We start from the raw sequence: 15,400 nt of genomic DNA, 5'->3' as shown, positions 1-15,400 counted from the left end.
GTTATGTGTTAATAATAAGCCTAATGTTACGAATTTAAACTCAAATAAATTATGAATTTTATTACGCGCCCTTATTTTTTCTTTTTTAGCTTCTTTAGGTGAGGAGGCTTATCTGTTTGCGCGTAACAACGAATAGCTAAGCCTCCCGAACTCGGGAGGCTTTTTTTTTGGCACAATGGGAGTGAGGACCATGACGCAAGATACTTTAAATGCACTAAGGACAGAGATTAACGAAATTGACTCTGAGCTATTAGTACTATTAGCAAAACGCAGACGCATCAGCCACGGCGTTTTAGAATACAAAATTAACAACAACAAACCGATTAGGGACGAAGAGCGTGAATTGGCCTTGCTCGAAAAACTAATTAATTATGGCAAGTCTCTGGGGCTAGACCCCTTTTACATTAACAATGTCTTTCAAGTCATTCTTGAGGACTCCGTTCTCAATCAACAAGCCATGCTACAAAAAAGCTTAAACCCTGATGCCGTCAATGATACCCATCGTGTCGCTTACTTAGGCGGACAAGGATCATATAGTCAATTGGCTTGCCACAAGTACTTTAGTCGTCGCCCAGGCAAGCTTGTAGAGCTTGGTTGTCAGTCTTTTGATGAAATTACCACCAGTGTTGAACAGGGCAAAGCCGATTTTGGTATCCTGCCTATCGAGAATACCAGCTCAGGCAGTATCAATGAGGTCTTTGATTTAATGCAGCATGCACAAGTTTCAATTGTGGGGGAAGTGACCCACAGCGTTGAACACTGCTTACTTGCAAAACCTGGCATAGAACTAAAAGATGTCAAAAAAATCTATGCTCACCCTCAGCCATTTGCGCAGTGTAGTCGCTTTATCCAAAGCCTAGCAGACATTATTCAAGAGACCTGTGATTCGACTTCTAGTGCGATCAAAATGGCAGCAGAAACAGAACAAAGTGCAGCAATTGGCTCAGCTCAAGCGGGTAAAAGTCAGGGCTTAGAAGTGCTTAAAGATGAATTGGCAAACCAAGCAGAAAATCACAGCCGCTTCATTGTCGTCGCGAGAAAGCCTCTTCAGGTATCAACTCAAATACCCACCAAAACAAGCTTAATCATGGCAACTAAGCAGCATGTTGGTTCTTTAGCCGACGCCCTAATGGTCTTTAAAGAGCACAGTATCAATATGACTAAACTAGAGTCACGCCCAGTCCCTGGCAACCCTTGGGAAGAAGTCTTTTACGTCGACCTTCAAGCAAATATTGCTGAAAAACGCGTGCAACAAGCTCTGGAATCTTTGAAAGAACATACCCAAACGGTAAGAATTTTAGGCTGTTACCAAAGCGAATCTTTAAAAGCAGTCGACCCAATTTAAACAACTCCGCACAAGGCCTCAGTATACTCTGGGGCAAAAAAATGCTCCGACTAGCGGAGCATGCATTCTATATGACAGCGTGACTTCAACACGGTTGTTCAAAAATAAGTTATCCGAGCACTTTGGCATCGTTGGCTTTATTCAAGATCCCTCTACTTTGTGCCAAAAACGAATGTGCACTATCAGAGAAGTAAGTTTTCGCCATATCAAAACCTTTAATCAACTCTGATTTATCTTGGTTTTTAAGGCTCGTTAAAGTCTGAGCAAAGGTGTCTTGGTAACTTGCTAATAACCCCTCAACATCTTCAAATTGTGCCAGCATAATATCAGCGTATAGCTCAGGGGATTGAGCAAATAATCGTCCCACCATCATCAATTCCAATTGATAAATTGGTGATGAACACCCTCGGAGTTCTTCTAAGGTATGACATTGACGTGCTAAGAATTGCCCATATACAAACGTTGTTAAGTGTCGCATCACCTGAATTATTTGCATTGCTTGATCATGTTTCTTCGCTTCCATAGGCGCAATGTAGCAGCCCCATATTTTTAGCTGATCCAGTAAACCCTGACACTGTTCTGGCATTCTTCCTTCGCATGCAACAACGGTTTGCTTAACCCAATGTGATATATCAGGGCCAAACATTGGGTGCAATCCAATTACTGGCCCTTGGTGTTTCTGCAATAAAGAATTCAAAGGTTTTTGTTTAACAGATGTGATATCAGCCAAGATACAATCGGGTCTTAATTCTGGTAGACTCGAAACAACTTCTTCGAGTGTATTAATAGGTACACTGACTAACACCAGTTTAGCATCTTTCAAGATTTCAAGCGCATTGCTTTGCTGGGCTTTATCGAGAACTTTAACATCATAGCCAGAGCGCTTAAATTGTTTTGCAAACAACTGCCCCATCGCGCCTTCTCCGCCTACTATCACGATAGGAGATAACTCAGGCGCTGCACAAGCAAGTTCACTTTGCTGATTTTCATATGCCTCACGCATCATTCTGCGTAAAATATCTTCTACTAGCTCAGGATTAACTCCCTTATCTTGTGCTTGTTGACGCCGCGCCGCAATCAACTCGGCCTCACGCTCAGGCGCATGCAAAGGTGCACCATTTTGTTGTTTAATCTTGCCAACCTGCTCTGTAAGCAAACGCCTTTTTGCCAATAAGCTCACCAGCTCGCTATCACATGTATCAATGTGCGCACGCAGCTCATCTAAGCTTAGTTCTTCTCTCATCCCCATACCGTAAACCTTAATTTACACCAGTAAATAATTAATTACACAAAGTCTAACAGGACGCTTAATATTAGGAAAGCACCTTTTCCCCTGTTACAACAAATCAAGGTAATACAGCGCATTGTTTTCTAAAAATAGTCGGGATTATTAAAAGTGTATACGAAGAAGAATGATGAGGAAAAGTTGGTAAGTTGAAAATGGTAGTGCAAAAACCAAACAGGCCGCAAAAGCGGCCTGTTTGTTAAGCATAGGTAGTATGCGCGTATTAGTTAAGTTTCTCTTTAATACGTGCAGATTTACCAGAACGCTCACGCAAGTAGTAAAGCTTAGCGCGACGAACCGCACCACGACGCTTAACTGTAACGCTGTCAACCAGTGGGCTGTGTGTTTGGAAAACACGCTCAACACCTTCACCGCTTGAAATCTTACGAACAGTGAAAGATGAGTGAAGACCACGGTTACGCTTAGCGATTACAACACCTTCAAAGGCCTGTAGACGCTCTTTGTTACCTTCTTTAACGCGTACCTGTACAACTACTGTATCACCAGCGCCGAACGCAGGTACGTCTTTTTTAAGCTGCTCTTCTTCAAGCGCTTTAATAATATTTTGGTTTACTTTTGCCATTTTATTTCTCACATTCCTAGGAGTAACTGTCTTCTAGCCACAAGCTTCATGTTCTTGCTGAAATTCAGCAAGAAGTCTTGCTTGCTCCTCAGTCAGAGCTAGGTTACGCAACAAGTCCGGACGGCGTAGCCAAGTCCTGCCTAATGACTGCTTTAAGCGCCATTTTGCAATTTCTTTGTGGTTCCCACTGAGTAATACAGAAGGGACCTGCTTTCCATCCAATATTTCAGGCCGAGTATAGTGAGGGCAATCTAACAGGCCATCCGAAAATGAGTCCTGCTCAGCAGACTGATTGTGACCAAGTACGCCAGGCACTAATCGTGCAACTGCATCGATAAGTGTCATGGCAGGCAATTCGCCACCACTGAGAATAAAATCACCAATGGACCATTCTTCGTCTACATGAGACTCGATGATCCTTTCATCTATACCTTCATATCGACCCGCAACTAAAATCAATTTTTCAGACTTTGCCAATTCGGCAGCGCCTTGCTGATCTAGTTTGCGCCCTTGTGGAGACATGTAAATTACTTTCGCGCCGTCACCAGCTGCAGCTTTTGCATCTAGAATGGCTTTTTCGAGTGGCTCTACCATCATCAACATACCTGGACCACCGCCGTAAGGGCGATCATCTACAGTACGATGCTTATCGGTCGCATACTCTCTCGGGTTCCAACAATTGAACTCAATCAAACCGTTTTTCACAGCTCGACCAGTTACACCTTGCTGAGTAACTGCATCAAACATTTCTGGGAATAACGAAACAACGCCAACCCAAAGTTTTTGCTGATCACTCATTAAAATGCTGGATCCCAATCAACCGTAATTTCACGTTCATCATGCTTAATCTCAATAATGACAGAGTCTGTCAAAAATGGGATTAAGCGTTCAGTCTGACCAAATGCATCTTTTTTGTTTGCTTTCACAACCAAAACATCATTTGAGCCAGTCTCCATAAGGTCATCAACATGACCTAAGTTATAACCTTTATTGGTTACAACTGTCATACCAATTAAGTCTCGCCAATAAAACTCCCCTTCAGGTAATTCAGGAAGCTGCTCACTATTAACAGCGATTTCTGCATTGGTATAAGCCATTGCTTCATCTCTGTCGTTAATGTTTGCAAATTTAGCGATGAAACCCTTGTTGTGACGACGCCAGTCGCTCACTTCAAGTGCTTGCCATTTACCTTGTTGCCCTATCAACCACGGGCTGAAATCGAAGATCCCTTGGGGATCATCAGTAAATGAATGCACCTTAAGCCAACCCTTAATGCCATAAGGGGCACCTAATTTGCCGACAACAAGTGTCGAGGTGTTATCTTGACTCATGGTTACACTTACGCCTATTAAGCCGCTTTACGAGCGTCTTTAACTAGCTTAGCTACGCGATCTGAAAGAGATGCGCCTTGACCTACCCAGTGTTCAACACGAGCAAGATCTAGACGTAGCTTTTCTTCCTGACCAGCAGCAAGTGGGTTAAAGAAACCTACTTTCTCGATGAAACGACCGTCACGCGAGAAACGGCTATCCGCAACCACGATTTGATAGAATGGACGCTTTTTAGCGCCGCCACGTTGCAAACGAATAGTTACCATACCGTCCTCTACATAGATTGACTGTTTTCATTAATAAGATAAAACTTCCCACTACGGGAAGCTGGGGAATTGTACGAGTTTTTCTCAACAATGCAAGTATGTTTTAGATTTAATTCTCAATCTTGACACACATCAGCCAACTTCAGCCGATTGCACTGTATAAAATGGTCTCATACGGACCAAAAAAAAGAAACGGATGCCAATTATATACATCCGTTTCTTGCTTTACTACGAAGGTCTAGGCGATATACGTTAATAAAGCGCCTAGGGGTTTAATCAGGGAGATTAATTCTGATTAGAAGGTGTACTTAGCATTAATCGCAAAACTACGACCAGGCTGCGTATATTGGTTTAGATTTGTATCGGCGTCTAGCCCGGCAACACTCTCATATGGGATATATTCTTTATCTAATACGTTGAACACACCTGCATTGAACCTTAAATTGCCAAAGTCATACTCAGCATATAAATCAATCGTACCCCAGCCGCCTGTTTTAACCTTATCTGCGTCTGATACTTTGGTCATTCTCTTTGCGCCTTTGAAAGCGGTTGTCACTGACCAGTTGTCGGCTTCATAACGCGCTTTCACGTAACCATTTAGTGGACTGATAGAATTGATATACTGGTTGGTTTCTTTGTCCTTACCTTTAGTAAAGGTTAAGCCTGTATCCAACGCTATATTATCGTTTAGCCATACAGTAAACTCTGCTTCAATCCCCTCAATCTCAACCTTTCCAACATTGTGGTATTGGTAATAAGTTTTTGGTGGCATGCCCGGGATCTGGCTCGGCTCCACTCTAACAACTTTGTTATCAATAAAATCATCAAACTTTGAATGGAATACAGTTACAGCAAACTGTTTAGACTCGAAGTCACCTTTTACACCAAACTCAACACTATCACTGGTTTCTGGGTCTAAGTCTGGATTTGGCAAAATTTGGTAGAAAGGCTCAACACCATGGCTTTGATAGGCTAAATCATGTGGTGGGATTTTAAAACCTCGGGCATATTGTGCCACTAGATTCAAGTTTTCACTAAACGAGAAAACCACACCTAGCTTTGGTGATAAAGCTGTCTCACTGATATCCCCAAAGTCAGTATCCCCATAAAGCTCACTGTCTTTTGCATCCATTTCGTAACGGTCTAGGCGCAACCCTGCATTTAGAGTTACAGTATCCGGCACCAAGGTAATGTTGTCTTGAATAAATACACCCAGCATGGTTGTGTCTGCACCTGGGAATGTCTTTTGTCCTTCATTATCTAAGGTTTTGTTACCTTGTGCATCAATACGTGTCTTAAATCTTGGCCTTGCGGTTTCGTAGCTATCAAAGTCAAAACCGTATACAAGTTGATGTGAAGTTGCACCTAACTCCAACTGCTTATCTAATACCAAACGAGTACCAAAGATGGACTGCTCAAATCTATAATCATTGTAATCCGTATAAGGGCCGGTGCGGCTACGACTACCATCATTAAATCTCACCTGATCACTGGTTTGCTCAAAGTCTGTATAATAGATTTGTGCACTTAAGTTGTCATAAACAGCGGTTGCGGCACTTGTATCAAAATCCAATGAAAAAGAAATGCTTTCATTGTCATCTCTTGTTTCTACCTGAGATGGTGTAATGATTTGTTCGCTATCTTGATCAAAATAATCTACCGTCGCCAATACGCTTTCTGTGTCGGTCAGGTTAAACTCAGACTTTAATAGTAACGCATTTGACGTGTAATCAAACCCAGGTAAGTCTTCTTGATAGTTCTGAGCCCCCTCACCATCACGGCGCGTGATTTGAATAGAAGTCGCATTAAAGTCACTAAGCTTTTTAGCAAATGTTGCCGTCGCACTCTTTTCGGAATTAACTTCATAGTAGCCAAGGCCAACTTGAGCATAGGTATCTTTTTCAGATAAATAATCTGATGGGTTTTTGGTAGAGATAACAACAATACCACCCAGCGCATCAGACCCATACAATGAAGAAGCTGCACCTTTAGCTACTTCAATTTGTTTTACGTTATCAACATCAAAGTAGCCGCGTCCAATGATAAGACCGCCGCCACCTGAATAGGCATCATTTAGCCGACGGCCATCTTTTATATAGACAACTCGGTTGCCACCAATACCACGAATATTGAGCGCTTGGGCTTCTCCTGTCGAGCCCGATGTTGTTATCCCTGTTTGATACTTAAATGCACTATTCAAGTCCACTGCCAACTCACGTTCAATTTCTTGTTCGGTGACAACATTTACCGAGCCTGCAACGTCATTGAGCTTTTGCTCAATACGAGAACCCGACACTACGATAACCTCGCTGTCTTTTTCAAATTGCTCAGCAACTGAACTTGGCGCAGCAAAGAAAGCTGCTGCAATACTTAGCGAAATAGTAGTTTGTTTAAACATTATCTTTTAACCTCAAACAGGAAGAACGAATAAATTTCGCTGTGCACTATAAAGGTATTTTACACACAACTCAAATGATAATTGTTTGCATTTCTATAATCATGTAGATTTTACTTTCTATCAAATGTATTATTACTTCATCGGATAAACGTACTCATAAAGGATTTGCAAGTTGTCCATCAGCACACTTCTATAATGTGCTTGTTGGCCAAAAACTCAGTAATTAAACGTGAGAAAAACTATGAAACATGCATTTTTTATAGGCATCTTTTTGGCCGCGCTAAGCTTTAACGCTGCGGCCGAACGCATTGTAGTCGCAGGCGGCACAATCACTGATATCGTCTATGCATTAGAAGCTGGAGGTGATGTTGTCGCCGTTGATACTTCAAGTACTTGGCCGCCTAAAGCAGAGTCTTTGCCCAAAGTTGGATATTACCGAGACTTAGCGGCTGAGGGGATTTTGTCTCAAAAGCCGACCCTAATTTTAACACTAGAGGGCGCTGGCCGACCGCAAGTGCTGACACAAATAAAAAGTACAGGTGTGCCAGTTAAGCAGTATGACAAGCCCAAACACGTAAGTGGGTTATTTACCCTTATCAATCAAGTTGCTGAAGATCTTAACAAGCAGCCACAAGCTGAGCGCTTAATTCAAAAGCTGAAACAACAGCTTCCAAAAAAGCCAAAGCCATCCACCACGAAGGCATTATTTATTCTCTCGGCAGGTGAACGTGGTGTTATGGTCGCAGGTAGAGAAACCGTGCCTGATATCTTATTTGGCTACACGGGAATTAAAAACCTCGCAAGCCACAATGGTTTTAAACCTTTTAACCGCGAAGCCTTGTTGGTTAGTAACCCAGACTTTTTAGTTGCACCAAGCCATGTAGTTTATGGTGCAGGCGGCCCAAAAAAGTTTTGTCAACAAGCGGCGCTTGCCCTTATCCCAGCTGCGAAGGAATGTCGTTTATTGGTTATGGACTCATTGATGTCACTCGGAATGACTACACGTCTACCCGAAGCCATAGCCAAACTCGATTCATTTCATCGTAAGCAGGCTTTATGAGCAATATCGCCCTTCCCATTCTAAACTCAAAACATCATTTAAAATGGTATTGGCTGAGTATGATTTTACTACTCAGCCTCGCTTGGCTGTCTTTGAGTAGCGGGCCTGTTGGCTGGGACTGGAAAATGCCAATTGCATGGCTGCTGCCGAATTCCATGACTCCAGAAATTAATGATCTACAGATGAGTGTTGTCTCGCAGATAAGGCTTCCTCGATTATTACTGGCAATCTTAATTGGATCCGTCCTCGCCTGCAGCGGTGCCGCAACACAGGCACTGTGTCGCAACCCTCTTGCGGACCCCAGTTTAATGGGTGTGACTGGTGGCGCAGCGGTGGCAGCAATCGCTGTTATCGCTCTGGCTCCTAAAGTCAGCTTCATAAACGAAGCCATGGTCGCGCCAGCAGCGTTCATTGGTGCACTCACTATCACCAGCGTGATTTATCGATTAGCCAATCACCAAGGTCAAGTACAGATAACCACTTTGCTCCTCGCCGGCGTAGCAATTAACGCCATAGCCATGGCCGTCATTGGCCTGTTTAGCTTTTTTGCAGACGATAGCTCATTAAGACTAATGACATACTGGCAAATGGGTTCACTAGGCGGTGCAAGTTGGTCTGCCATGACCTATGGTGCTCCACTCATCATTGTCAGTACTATTTTATTACTGCTGAAAAAACGCCAGATCAACGCCTTAATGCTAGGCGAGCGAGATGCAAGGCATTTAGGGGTTAACGTTAAGCGCCTCAAAACTGAGGTTGTATTTTTAGTTGCGCTGGGCGTTGGTGGTGCAGTGGCAATGGCTGGTATGATAGGCTTTGTCGGACTGGTAGTTCCCCATATCGCTCGCCTTCTAGTTGGCCCTGATTTGCGTAAAATGTTGCCATTGAGCATGCTGTTAGGTTGCTTGCTTATGCTTCTTGCTGATTGGATAGCACGTTTAATTGTCGCCCCTTCAGAGTTGCCTATAGGTATTGTTACTGCCTTGTTTGGTGCACCTTTCTTTATCTATCAATTAATAAAACAAAAGCGAGGTGGCCATGCTTGAATGTAACAATATTAGTATTACTCGTGGTGACAAACGCATCATTCAGAACCTTTCATTTGCAGCGAATAAAGGTGAATTTATTGTTTTATTGGGAGAAAACGGCGCAGGTAAATCTACCTTACTCAGTGCAATTTGCGATGATATAGACTGCTCAGGCGAAATCTTGCTGGATGGCAAACCAATGCGAGAATACGCCCCGCAAACATTGGCAACCCAACGGGCCATGTTGCTGCAAAACAATCGCGTTAATTTTGCATTTAGTGCTGCAGAGTTGATTGCTATGGGGCGCTACCCATATAACGAAACGACTCAAACTCAAGCATATCAGGTTAATAGCATCATTACACAAATGGCACTGGAGCCGCTGGCAGATAGGGATGTAACGGTATTGTCTGGTGGCGAATTTCAACGTGTGCAATTTGCACGTTGTATTGCACAGCTCAATGCACATAAAAAACAAACAACCGGCAAGTTAATGTTGTTAGATGAGCCAACATCTGCACTCGATCTACATCATCAACATGCTACTTTAAGCAAGGCTAAGCTGTTTGCCCAACAGGGCAATACCGTCATTGCAGTACTGCACGACTTAAATCTTGCATCACTTTATGCAGATAGAGTTTTACTCCTTCATCAAGGTAATATTTGTCATGATGGCAATCCTCAAGACGTTTTACGCCCCGAAGTACTACAACCTATCTACCGTGCTGGCATGCAAATAAACTTGCACCCCAGCTTTCAAATCCCTATGATTTTTTCAGAACCGCTAATAGGAGCCTCTAATGCGTGAACAAGCCGCTTTTGAAGCACGCACTTTAGTAAGACAGTCAAATGTCTGTGTGATCTCAACAATCTCTAAAAACCTCCATGGTTACCCTTTTGGATCTGTGTCTCCTTTTATGACGGACAACCAAGGTAGACTTATTTTTTATATTGCCGGGATTGCACAACATTCTCGTAACCTCAGCGAAGACAGCCGTATGTGCGCCACCGTTTTTGATGCCGCAGATGAGGGCGACCAAAACGCTCATGCACGCGTTACCGTCGTCGGTGACGCTGCCCCCGTGCCAACAGAAGAGTCTGAAGCACTACTTGAGCGCTACGAGCGCCAATATCCAGAAGCAATATCTTATCGCCAAGCCCATGACTTTCAGTTGTGGCGTATGGAAGTTAAGCGGGTGCGCTACATAGGTGGATTCGGCCATATTTTTTGGATAGAAAAAGACGAATGGTATGCACAAGAACCTGAATGGACACTAGAAGATGAGAAAAGAATGGTCGAACACATGAATGACGACCATGCCGATGCCAATCAGCTTATGCTCAAGCTACTTCACCAAGTCGATGCAGATGAAGTCACCATGACCACAATTGTGCCCGATGGCTGTTATTTAAGAGCTAAAGAGAAGAACTACTATGTCCAATTCAAGAATATTTGCATGGACAGCAAAGCAGTGCGTATGGAGTTAGTAAGACTAACTAAATTAGCCAGAAAAGAATTAGATACCGAAACAACACAAAGTTAATATTACCCGGTATTTACACCAAAACGCATTAAAAAGGGAAGTACACACTTCCCTTTTCTCATTCTAGCAATGATTAAAACTTAGGACCGCCGCCGCCAAACATGCCCGGTGGCATCATGCCTTTCATGCCGCGCATCATTTTCATCATGCCGCCTTTGCCTTTCATCTTTTTCATCATTTTTTGCATTTGCGTAAACTGCTTCAGTAGTTTGTTGATGTCTTGTACCTGAGTACCAGAACCAGCTGCAATACGCTTTTTGCGCGACCCTTTGATGATTTCAGGCCTTGCACGCTCTTTTGGTGTCATAGAGCTGATAATCGCTTCCATCTGATTGAAAGTTTTATCATTAACTTGGCCTTTAACCGCATCCGGTAAATTGTTCATACCCGGTAACTTTTCTAACATAGACATCATGCCGCCCATGTTTTTCATCTGCTTAAGTTGTTCCGCGAAGTCTTCCAATGTGAAGCCATCGCCTTTAAATACTTTTTCAGCAACTTTTGCAGCTTTATCCTTATCGACTTTGGCTTCAACCTCTTCGATAAGTGACAGTACGTCACCCATTCCCAAAATACGTGAAGCAATTCGATCTGGATGGAAAGGTTCAAGTGCGTCTGTACGCTCACCAACACCAATAAACTTAATCGGTTTACCTGTGATATGACGGATTGATAAAGCTGCACCACCTCGTGCATCACCATCAGTTTTAGTCAGAATAACACCCGTTAGTGGCAGTGCTTCATCAAAGGCTTTAGCGGTATTGGCAGCATCTTGACCTGTCATTGAGTCAACGACAAATAGCGTTTCGATTGGCTTAATTGCCGCATTTAGCTCTTTGATCTCGTCCATCATGTCACTATCGACATGCAATCGACCAGCCGTATCCACCAGCACCACATCGATGAACTTTTTCTTCGCGTGACTTACTGCATTATTAGCAATATCTACCGGCTTTTGTGAAATATCACTTGGGAAGAACTCAACATCAACTTCAGTAGCTAATGTCTCTAGCTGCTTGATAGCCGCTGGGCGGTATACGTCGGCACTCACAACAAGCACTGACTTTTTCTTTTTCTCTTTTAAGAATTTTGCAAGTTTACCCACACTGGTTGTTTTACCAGCACCTTGCAAACCAGCCATCATAACAACTGCGGGAGGCTGAGCATTTAGGTTTAGCTCTTCATTTGCTTCACCCATGGCCTTTTCAAGTTCTTCACGCACAATTTTAATGAAAACCTGACCTGGGCTTAGGCTTTTAGTTACTTCAACACCCACAGCACGTTCTTTAACTTGTTTTACAAACTCACGTACTACAGGCAGCGCAACGTCAGCCTCAAGAAATGCCATACGCACTTCACGCAGCGTTTCTTTAATATTATCTTCAGTCAAACGGCCTCTGCCGCTGATATTTTTAAGCGTTTTTCCTAAGCGTTCTTGGAGGTTCTCAAACATGTATCGCTTCCACTATCTCGTAATTACGCAACATTATACTGATATGCGCGCCACTAATACAGTATTCAAGTTATACAAAGATTCTTTTTACAAAGTCTTTGCAAGCGGCGAGGCTTAAAATACAATAGCCTATAAAAGGACCACGTAAAGTAGACATAAAGTTCATGATCATTATTTTGTCATTGTTGGCGAGCCTGTTTTACACACTGGCGACGGCGCACGTGCTTTCGCGCTTGTTTCACAAAGAAGGCCCAAGCCAAAAGTTAACAGTCATTCTAAGTACTGTCGCTATCTTGAGTCACATGCTTGTGCTTGTGAACTCAGTGTTTACACAGCATGGTCAAGATTTGAGTACAATCAATATTGCGCTGCTCACCTGCTGGGTCATTGTGGTCTCAGTGACAACAGTGTCACTTAAATTCCCCGCCACCCTGTTGTTGCCGGTCGTATATGGGTTTGCAGCTATTTTGCTAATTGCGAGCCTCTTCATTCCACATCACATTATTATGGATGACATCAATGTAGATTTGGGGTTAGTCACACACATATCACTGTCTTTACTGGCATATTGTATTTTAATTATCGCAACGCTTTACGCCGTGCAGTTCTTTTTTATAGACAAGCGACTGAAAAATAAAGACCTTGCTATTATGAACAGTCACTTACCGCCTCTTATGCAAGTAGAATCTCAACTCTATCAGCTATTGACCGTTGGTACCGCTCTACTCACCTTAGCGCTGCTGGCGGGTTTTGTATTCCTCGACGGTATGTTTGATAAAGCATCTATACATAAGACAGTATTATCCCTCATTGCCTGGATTATCTTTAGTGCTGTGACCATCGGTCACCATCAATTCGGGTGGCGCGGAAAACCCGTCGTTTTTGCTGTATTAGGTGCTTCAGGGATCGTAACTTTGGCCTATTTTGGCAGCCGATTTATACAAGAAGTTATCCTAGATAAATTTTAAAATAAGAAATGTCAGCATGGAACTTGACTCTCATTCTATGCTGACGCTTAATAGCCTTTCGAAAGCAAAAAAAGGATCCTCTGTTGGACGACATATCTACTAGCGCCTTGTTTATCATACTTGGCGTATTGATACTGATTTCTGGTTACTTCTCAAGTTCTGAGACTGGCATTATGTCGATTAACCGCTATCGCCTTAGACACTTAGTTAAAGAGAATAATAAATCGGCTAAGCGTGTAGACAAGCTACTCAAAAGGCCTGATCGCTTGATCGGACTTATCCTTATCGGCAATAACCTTGTCAATATCGCTGCGTCTGCAGTTGCTACCGTTATCGGCATGCGCTTACTGGGTGATGCTGGTATTGTCGTAGCTACTTTTGCATTAACTTTGGTGATCCTAATTTTTGCGGAAGTCACGCCTAAAACATTGGCTGCGCTTTATCCTGAAAAGGTTGCTTTCCCTAGCTCTGTAATATTAAAAATATTGCTTAAAGCCTTGTTCCCTGTTGTGGTTACAGTTAACTGGATCACCAATGGTATGCTGAAGCTATTTGGTGTATCGCCTGAGCAAATAGAGGAACATAGCCTAAGCAAAGAAGAGCTGAAAACCGTTGTAAATGAGTCGAGTGCCATGCTGCCGACCAACCATAGCAACATGCTCACTTCGATATTGGACCTAGAGCAAGTCACTGTAGAAGATATTATGATCCCACGCAGTGAAATCAATGCGATTGATATTAACGACGACTGGAAAGACATTACGCGTAGATTGACCAATGCACAGCATACTCGTGTACTGCTGTACCGTGACCAAATTGACGATGCCGTCGGTTTTATACACTCTCGCGATGCTTTGCGACTACTCACTAAAGAACAGTTTGATAAGCCATCTCTGCTACGTGCAGTGCGTGAAATTTACTTTATTCCCGAAGGCACCTCGCTCAATACTCAATTGTTAAAGTTTCAGCAGAACAAAGAGCGGATTGGATTAGTTGTCGATGAATATGGTGACATTCAAGGCCTAGTAACGCTTGAAGATATCTTAGAAGAAGTGGTCGGGGATTTCACCACCACACAAACCCCCACTCCAAGTGACGAAGTTAAGGTACAAAGTGACGGCTCAGTGCTGGTTGATGGCGGTGCAAATATTCGCGACCTCAATAAAGAAATGGGCTGGGAGCTGCCAACTGAGGGTCCTAAAACCTTAAGTGGACTCATTGTTGAATACTTAGAAGATATTCCTGAAAATCAGCTAGGCTTGAAAATTGCGAATTACCCTATGGAAGTTTTGGAAGTAAAAGAAAACATGATTAAAGTGGTCAAAATATTTCCTCTACAACAGACAAGCTCATCTTCTTAAACCCTTTGCAAGATCAGTGAACTGATTGGTCTTGCCTATACAAATTGGGTCGCAATAGCGACCCAAACTTTAACACCTTACGAAAACAAGCGCTCAAACCAGTTTTTATCCAAGTCATCTTCACATCGTTTCAGCTGCGCACCATAGCGTGAAGCTCGATGTTTAACTTTGTTAGCCACTTTCATAAGCCACTTTTTCTTCTTATAGGTTCCTCTACGATAACCACCCCAACCTTCGTGATAGTTCAGGTATTGTGCATAAGCATCCCACTTAGAAACCCCATTGACTTTATGTGTTTTGTAAACAAACCACCCCATAAAGTCTATTGCATCTTCAAAGTCATCTCTGTCTGCACCAGAATTACCTGTTTCACGAATGTAGTCACTCCACGTCATCGTTTTTGCTTGAGAGTAGCCATATGCAGAACTCGCTCGGCCAATTGGAATAAAGCCAAGGAAATACTCCATTGGGGGAGCTGCATCATGCCTAAATGAACTTTCTTGGTACATCATGCTCATTAATACATGTTTTGGCGCGCCCCACTTTTCTTGCGCGTCTCGAGCATCATAATACCAGTCTTCTTTTTCTTCAAAAATCTTACAAATATCATTAGGTTGCTTAGGTGGAGCAGTCGCACAACCAGCTAAAACTAGAAGTAGAGGTAAAAAAATTATTTTTTTTTGCATTTTTTTCGAACTCACCTGAACTTTTCTAAATTGCTGCGGTCCTATTACTTGAATGCAGCAGTTTAGCATTGTTTCATCCCTGATATTTTTTA

General features: G+C 42.8%; 15 protein-coding genes. 7 read left to right on the top strand and 8 right to left on the bottom strand.

Annotated features, from left to right (window positions below; genetic code table 11):
• The first annotated feature begins 190 nt into the window (after positions 1-190).
• Complete coding sequence (gene pheA, locus N475_RS13100) at positions 191-1,345, top strand: prephenate dehydratase (protein ID WP_063355204.1); 1,155 nt, start codon at positions 191-193, stop codon at positions 1,343-1,345.
• Positions 1,346-1,454: 109 nt separating this feature from the next.
• Here pheA and tyrA read toward each other — a convergent pair whose 3' ends face one another.
• The 6 genes from tyrA to N475_RS13070 all read right to left on the bottom strand — a co-directional run bounded on the left by tyrA (position 1,455) and on the right by N475_RS13070 (position 7,208).
• Positions 1,455-2,588 carry a bifunctional chorismate mutase/prephenate dehydrogenase gene (gene tyrA / locus N475_RS13095; RefSeq protein WP_063355255.1) on the bottom strand — a complete coding sequence of 378 codons (1,134 nt, stop codon included), beginning with the start codon at positions 2,586-2,588 and terminating at the stop codon, positions 1,455-1,457.
• A 265-nt stretch (positions 2,589-2,853) separates the two neighbouring features.
• On the bottom strand, positions 2,854-3,213 hold the full coding sequence (gene rplS, locus N475_RS13090) for a 50S ribosomal protein L19 (RefSeq protein WP_063355205.1): 360 nt from the start codon (positions 3,211-3,213) through the stop codon (positions 2,854-2,856).
• Positions 3,214-3,246: 33 nt separating this feature from the next.
• Positions 3,247-4,011 carry a tRNA (guanosine(37)-N1)-methyltransferase TrmD gene (gene trmD / locus N475_RS13085; RefSeq protein ID WP_063355206.1) on the bottom strand — a complete coding sequence of 255 codons (765 nt, stop codon included), beginning with the start codon at positions 4,009-4,011 and terminating at the stop codon, positions 3,247-3,249.
• The gene (rimM, locus tag N475_RS13080) at positions 4,011-4,544 is read right to left on the bottom strand and encodes a ribosome maturation factor RimM (protein WP_063355207.1); all 534 of its coding nucleotides are present in this window, start codon (positions 4,542-4,544) and stop codon (positions 4,011-4,013) included. Before rimM ends, trmD begins: the two co-directional genes overlap by 1 nt.
• A gap of 17 nt (positions 4,545-4,561) precedes the next feature.
• A complete protein-coding gene (rpsP, locus tag N475_RS13075) occupies positions 4,562-4,810 on the bottom strand; it encodes a 30S ribosomal protein S16 (protein ID WP_063355208.1) in 249 nt (82 codons plus the stop codon).
• 295 nt (positions 4,811-5,105) lie between these two features.
• Entirely contained in the window at positions 5,106-7,208 is a 2,103-nt protein-coding gene (locus N475_RS13070; RefSeq protein ID WP_063355209.1) for a TonB-dependent hemoglobin/transferrin/lactoferrin family receptor, read from the bottom strand.
• 241 nt (positions 7,209-7,449) lie between these two features.
• Here N475_RS13070 and N475_RS13065 point away from each other — a divergent pair, with 241 nt between their 5' ends.
• From N475_RS13065 to N475_RS13050, 4 genes are read left to right on the top strand one after another with little or no spacing between them, the layout of a single operon-like run.
• The gene (locus N475_RS13065; protein WP_063355210.1) at positions 7,450-8,268 is read left to right on the top strand and encodes a heme/hemin ABC transporter substrate-binding protein; all 819 of its coding nucleotides are present in this window, start codon (positions 7,450-7,452) and stop codon (positions 8,266-8,268) included.
• Complete coding sequence (locus N475_RS13060) at positions 8,265-9,314, top strand: FecCD family ABC transporter permease (RefSeq protein WP_063355211.1); 1,050 nt, start codon at positions 8,265-8,267, stop codon at positions 9,312-9,314. The genes N475_RS13065 and N475_RS13060 overlap by 4 nt, the downstream gene beginning before the upstream one ends.
• The gene (locus N475_RS13055) at positions 9,307-10,104 is read left to right on the top strand and encodes a heme ABC transporter ATP-binding protein (RefSeq protein ID WP_063365403.1); all 798 of its coding nucleotides are present in this window, start codon (positions 9,307-9,309) and stop codon (positions 10,102-10,104) included. The genes N475_RS13060 and N475_RS13055 overlap by 8 nt, the downstream gene beginning before the upstream one ends.
• Positions 10,097-10,840: a HugZ family pyridoxamine 5'-phosphate oxidase gene (locus N475_RS13050; protein WP_063355213.1), complete on the top strand. Its 744-nt coding sequence runs from the start codon at positions 10,097-10,099 to the stop codon at positions 10,838-10,840. Before N475_RS13055 ends, N475_RS13050 begins: the two co-directional genes overlap by 8 nt.
• A gap of 73 nt (positions 10,841-10,913) precedes the next feature.
• Here N475_RS13050 and ffh read toward each other — a convergent pair whose 3' ends face one another.
• The gene (gene ffh / locus N475_RS13045; protein WP_063355214.1) at positions 10,914-12,293 is read right to left on the bottom strand and encodes a signal recognition particle protein; all 1,380 of its coding nucleotides are present in this window, start codon (positions 12,291-12,293) and stop codon (positions 10,914-10,916) included.
• A 164-nt stretch (positions 12,294-12,457) separates the two neighbouring features.
• Here ffh and N475_RS13040 point away from each other — a divergent pair, with 164 nt between their 5' ends.
• Together N475_RS13040 and N475_RS13035 are read left to right on the top strand one after the other, a co-directional pair.
• Positions 12,458-13,261, top strand: a complete 804-nt coding sequence (locus tag N475_RS13040; protein WP_063355215.1) for a cytochrome C assembly family protein — start codon at positions 12,458-12,460, stop codon at positions 13,259-13,261.
• An 83-nt stretch (positions 13,262-13,344) separates the two neighbouring features.
• Complete coding sequence (locus tag N475_RS13035; RefSeq protein WP_063355216.1) at positions 13,345-14,622, top strand: HlyC/CorC family transporter; 1,278 nt, start codon at positions 13,345-13,347, stop codon at positions 14,620-14,622.
• Between the two features lie 77 nt (positions 14,623-14,699).
• Here the strand turns inward: N475_RS13035 and N475_RS13030 are convergent, their stop codons facing one another.
• On the bottom strand, positions 14,700-15,308 hold the full coding sequence (locus N475_RS13030) for a transglycosylase SLT domain-containing protein (RefSeq protein WP_063355256.1): 609 nt from the start codon (positions 15,306-15,308) through the stop codon (positions 14,700-14,702).
• Positions 15,309-15,400 lie beyond the last annotated feature (92 nt).

This window comes from Pseudoalteromonas luteoviolacea DSM 6061 (assembly GCF_001625655.1).
In the GTDB taxonomy this organism is placed as follows: Bacteria; Pseudomonadota; Gammaproteobacteria; order Enterobacterales; family Alteromonadaceae; genus Pseudoalteromonas; species Pseudoalteromonas luteoviolacea.
This window is presented reverse-complemented; position numbering and strand designations above follow the sequence as displayed.